The following is a 4,120-nucleotide window of genomic DNA, read 5'->3' as shown; positions in this document are numbered from 1 at the left end:
CGGAGCCTGAGGCTGAAGGTGTGGTGTTGCCTGCTGTGCCGTGGGTGGTGTCGGGTGCGGGTGAGGCGGCGGTGCGGGCGCAGGTGGAGCGGCTGCGGGCTTTCGTGGACCGGAATCCGGGTCTGGATCCGGTGGATGTGGGGTGGTCTTTGGCGACTGGGCGTGCTGGGTTGTCGCATCGTGCGGTGGTGGTGGGTGCGGATCGTGAGGAGTTGCTGGGTGGGTTGGGTTCGGTGGTGGTGGGTGTGCCGGTGTCGGGTGGGTTGGGTGTGTTGTTTGCGGGGCAGGGGTCGCAGCGGTTGGGGATGGGACGTGGGTTGTATGAGGCGTATCCGGTGTTCGCTGCGGCGTGGGATGAGGTGTGCGCCCAGCTGGATCGGCATGTGGATAGGCCGGTGGGCGAGGTGGTGTGGGGTGATGATGCCGGGCTGGTTGGGGAGACGGCGTATACGCAGGCGGGGTTGTTCGCGCTTGAGGTGGCGCTGTATCGGCTGGTCACTTCGTGGGGTGTGAGGCCGGATTATCTGTTGGGTCATTCGATTGGTGAGTTGGCTGCGGCGTATGTGGCGGGTGTGTGGTCGTTGGAGGACGCGGCCAAGGTGGTGGCGGCGCGGGGTCGTTTGATGCAGGCGTTGCCGTCGGGTGGCGCGATGGTCGCGGTGGCGGCGTCGGAGGATGAGGTGCGGGCGCTGCTGGGCGAGGGTGTGGTGGTTGCGGCGGTGAATGGTCCTGAGTCGGTGGTGGTCTCGGGTGATGAGGATGCGGTTCAGGCGGTTGTGGATGTGTTGGCTGGGCGTGGGGTGCGGACGCGGCGGTTGCGGGTGAGTCATGCGTTTCATTCGGCTCGTATGGACGGCATGCTCGCGGAGTTCGGCGAGGTGCTTCGAGGCGTGGAGTTCCGCGCCCCGTGCGTGCCCGTCGTATCGAACGTGTCCGGTGTGGTGGCCGGTGAAGAGCTCTGCTCGCCGGAGTACTGGGTGCGGCATGTGCGGGAGACGGTCCGATTCGCCGATGGGCTGAACACCCTGCGCGAGCTGCGAGTTGGCTCGTTCCTGGAGCTGGGGCCGGACGGAACGTTGACCGCACTGGTCGACGGCGATGGCGTGTCGGTGCTGCGCCGGGACCGTCCGGAACCGGCTGCGGTTATGGCGGCTTTGGGTGGTTTGTATGTCCGTGGTGTTGAGGTGGACTGGGATGCGGTGTTTCCGGGTGCTCGGCGGGTTGATTTGCCGACGTATGCCTTCCAGCGTGAGCGGTTCTGGTTGGAACCGGCCGCTGAGCAGTCTGCGACGAGTGCGGTGGACACGGCGTTCTGGGATGCGGTCGAGCGGGGTGATGCGGAGGCTCTTGGGGTTGATGCTGAGCAGTCGTTGAGTGCCGCGTTGCCCGCATTGGCGTCGTGGCGGAGGGCACGGCAGGAGCAGTCTGCTATCGATGGCTGGCGTTACCGGCTCGGCTGGACGCCGATCCCGGCGGTGTCCGGCGCGCCGGGCCTGACCGGTACTTGGCTGGTTGTGGTCGAACCTGGTGCGGACGGTGCCGATGTGGCTGCTGCGCTGCGGTCGGCCGGGGCCGGTGTCGAGGTCGTGACGTCGGCGGAGCTGAGCGCGGGGCCGGTCGCTGGTGTGGTGTCGTTGCTGTCGGTCGAGGCGACGGTGGCGCTGGTGCAGACTCTCGGGAGGGTCGGGATCGATGCGCCGTTGTGGTGTGTGACGCGGGGTGCGGTCTGTGTGGTGGACGGGGATGCGGTGGATCCGTATGCGTCGGCCGTCTGGGGTTTGGGCCGTGTGATCGGGCTGGAGCATCCGGACCGTTGGGGTGGGCTGATCGATCTGCCCACGGAGGCGGATGCGCGTGTGGGTGCGTGGTTGGCCGGGGTTCTCGCCGGGCGCACCGGGGAGGATCAGGTGGCGATCCGGGCCGCCGGGGCGTGGGGTGCCCGGTTGACCCGGGCGACACCGATGGCGGACACGTCCGCCGGGTGGCGTGGGCGGGGATCCGCCCTGATCACCGGGGGTACGGGTGCGCTGGGCGGCCATGTGGCGCGCTGGCTGGCGGGGACCGGGGTGGAGCGCATCGTGCTGACGAGTCGCCGGGGGATCGAGACCCCGGGGTCGGCCGAGCTGGTGACCGAGTTGGAGGAGTTCGGGGTCCAGGTGACGGTGGTCGCGTGCGATGTCGCCGATCGGGAGGCGGTCGCGACGCTGCTGGCCACCATCCCCGATCTCCGGGTCGTCGTACACGCCGCAGGGGTGCCGAGCTGGGGTGCGGTGGACAGCCTGACACCCGAGGAGTTCGAGGAGAGCTCGCGGTCGAAGGTTGCCGGGGCGGCGAACCTGGACGCGCTCCTGGCGGAGGCCGAGCTGGATGCCTTTGTGTTGTTCTCGTCGGTGGCGGGGGTGTGGGGGAGCGGTAGTCAGTCGGCGTATGCGGCGGCGAACGCGTTCTTGGATGGGTTGGCGTGGCGGCGTCGTGGTGTTGGGTTGGTGGCGACGTCGGTGGCGTGGGGGATGTGGGGTGGCGGTGGTATGGCCGTTGGGGGTGAGGAGTTCCTGGTTGAGCGTGGTGTGTCGGGGATGGCTCCGGGGTCGGCGGTCGCTGCGTTGGGGCGGGCTTTGGGTGATGGTGAGACGGCGCTTGTGGTGGCGGATGTGGACTGGGAGCGGTTCGGGTCGAGGTTCACCGCGTTGCGTCCGAGCCCGCTGCTGAGCGAGCTGATCCCCGACGCGTCCGAACCACTCACGTCAACGGTGGGTGAATTCGCGGTCGAGCTGCGCGGGTTGCCGCGTGAGGAGCGGGACCGTGCGGTCGTGGAGCTCGTACGGACGCATGCCGCCGAGGTGTTGGGCCACCAGAACCCGACTGCGATCGGCCTCGACCGGACGTTCCAGGAGCTGGGCTTTGACTCGCTGACCGCCGTGGAATTGCGGGACCGGCTCGGCACGGCTACTCAGCTGCGCTTCCCGGCGTCCGTGATTTTCGACTATCCGACTCCGGCGGCACTCGCCGAGCATGTGTGCGGGGCGGCGCTCGGACTGGCCGAAGAGGTACAGGTACCGCACACGCCGAGTGCGGTGGCCGACGATCCGATCGTGATCATCGGCATGAGCTGCCGATTCCCGGGCGGTGTGGACTCTCCGGAGGCGCTGTGGCGGCTGGTCAGCGGCGGTGGCGACGCCGTATCGTCCTTCCCGTCCGACCGTGGCTGGGACCTGGCCGGTGTGTACGACGCCGACGCCACTCGCCCGGGCCGGTCGTACGTCCGCTCGGGTGGATTCCTCCATGACGCGGCCGAGTTCGACGCCGGATTCTTCGGTATTTCACCGCGTGAGGCGCTGGCGATGGATCCGCAGCAGCGGCTGCTGCTGGAGGCGTCCTGGGAGGCGTTCGAGCGGGCCGGTATCCCGGCCTCGACGCTCAAGGGCAGCCAGACCGGCGTGTTCGTGGGCGCGTCCGCGCAGGGCTACGGTGGCGGGGACGGCCAGGCCACGGAAGGATCCGAAGGTTATCTTCTGACCGGCAACGCGGGCAGTGTGGTGTCGGGCCGGGTGGCCTATACGTTTGGGCTGGAGGGCCCGGCGGTCACCGTGGACACGGCGTGTTCGTCCTCGCTGGTGGCGCTGCACTGGGCGGTGCGGGCCCTTCGGTCGGGCGAGTGCTCCCTCGCGCTCGCCGGCGGAGTGACGGTGATGGCGACACCCGCCACCTTTGTGGAGTTCTCGCGTCAGCGTGGACTGGCCGCCGATGGCCGCTGCAAGTCCTTCGCCGCCGGTGCGGACGGGACGGGCTGGTCGGAGGGTGTCGGGCTACTACTGGTGGAGCGACTGTCGGACGCCGAGCGGAACGGGCATCCGGTGCTGGCCGTTGTCTCCGGCTCCGCAGTGAATCAAGACGGTGCGTCGAATGGTTTGACGGCGCCGAATGGTCCGTCGCAGCAGCGGGTGATCCGTCAGGCGTTGGCGAGCGCGGGGTTGTCGGCGGTGGATGTGGATGCGGTGGAGGCGCATGGTACGGGTACGGCGTTGGGTGATCCGATCGAGGCGCAGGCGTTGTTGGCCACGTACGGTCAGGGTCGGGATGTGGGTCGGCCGTTGTGGTTGGGGTCGGTGAAGTCGAATAT

Annotated in this window: 1 pseudogene; it reads left to right on the top strand. The window is 68.7% G+C overall.

Annotation, left to right across the window (positions count from 1 at the left end):
• Positions 1 to 26: 26 nt before the first annotated feature.
• Positions 27 to 4,120, top strand: a pseudogene (locus tag ABD329_RS47365) (SDR family NAD(P)-dependent oxidoreductase); the annotation flags it as partial.

The sequence above is a fragment of the Streptomyces javensis genome (genome assembly GCF_039525925.1).
Taxonomy (GTDB): domain Bacteria; phylum Actinomycetota; class Actinomycetes; order Streptomycetales; family Streptomycetaceae; genus Streptomyces; species Streptomyces asiaticus.
This window is presented reverse-complemented; position numbering and strand designations above follow the sequence as displayed.